The following is a 990-nucleotide window of genomic DNA, read 5'->3' as shown; positions in this document are numbered from 1 at the left end:
GTGCCCTCGCATGTCCCAGGCTACAACATTAAAAGAGTCGGTCAGGTTCTCCAGCAACGGCGTGTAAAGGCGGCCGTGGAAACCCGTCGCATGCGCCCAATGCAGAGTTGGCCGTCCCGGACATTGGGGCCAGCGCCACAGTGTAATTTCCTGGCCGTCCGGGGCCCGGAATCCGTCGCGTTCGGCCATGCTCTGCTTACCCTTCATGATCACCCTGGCGGTTAGTATCCGTTGTCGCGAATAGCAACTGAATCCGTCCGCTGGTGATCGGTCGGTTCTTTTCGTCCTGCCAGCAGGTTACCTGCACTAAGCTGGTGCGGCGACCCTGGCGAACAATCTCGGCGCTGGCGAACGTGTGTTTTGCCTGCGCCGAGCGAAGGTAGTTGATGTTGCTGTCCAGAATGCGTGGGCGACGTGCTTTCGCATCTTCGCTTTGCGCAGCAATGCGCGCGGTAATCTCTATCAGCGCCCCAAGAACCCCACCATGAAGGGCAGGCAGCATGAAATTACCGATCAGACGCTCATGAAAAGGCAGGCGAACTACTAAACCGGCAGCGTCTTTTGGGAGGTCAAGGCCAAGATGTCGAGCGTAGGGAATGCGCTCCAGAAGGGCCTGATAGTCCCTACTTTTGTCCTTGCTCTGGGTCAGCCTGGAGTCTGGTTTCGATGAATTGACGATAGTACTCATATTCCTTACTTTTCTCCTGCAACCGCTTGGAAGCGTTGGCCATCGGTGTTGCGCACGAACGTGGCGCTACCTGTTGCTAACGGCTGACTACCGCCATGGGAGAGGATGTCGCAATGGATGAACGCGATCTCTTCCGTCAGATGCAGGCAGGTGGCAACCGCCAACAGGGCACGGTCGCCGTCGGCAGGCCGCAGATAATCCATGCGCAAATCCAGCGTGGCGATGGGGGTCAACTCCTGAGCCTCTGCAAACACCGCCAGCCCACAGGCTGAGTCCGCCAGCGAATACAGTATGCTGGTACA

Annotated in this window: 2 protein-coding genes and 1 pseudogene; all 3 read right to left on the bottom strand. The window is 57.9% G+C overall.

The annotated features are described in order from the left end of the window. Nucleotides 1-189, bottom strand: a pseudogene (locus AC0B60_RS20195) (alpha/beta hydrolase); the annotation flags it as partial. Nucleotides 190-196: 7 nt separating this feature from the next. Beyond that, nucleotides 197-688 carry a PaaI family thioesterase gene (locus AC0B60_RS20190; protein WP_273064786.1) on the bottom strand — a complete coding sequence of 164 codons (492 nt, stop codon included), beginning with the start codon at nucleotides 686-688 and terminating at the stop codon, nucleotides 197-199. Between the two features lie 5 nt (nucleotides 689-693). Beyond that, the coding region (locus AC0B60_RS20185) for a PaaI family thioesterase (RefSeq protein ID WP_465087660.1) at nucleotides 694-990 on the bottom strand (297 nt) is incomplete at its 5' end.

The sequence above is a fragment of the Marinobacter sp. V34 genome (genome assembly GCF_055524115.1).
This window is presented reverse-complemented; position numbering and strand designations above follow the sequence as displayed.

What these genes read in the sequence shown, in the direction of transcription:
- AC0B60_RS20190 (WP_273064786.1), bottom strand. Translation starts at nt 688, where the DNA reads ATGAGTACTATCGTCAATTCATCGAAACCAGACTCCAGGCTGACCCAG.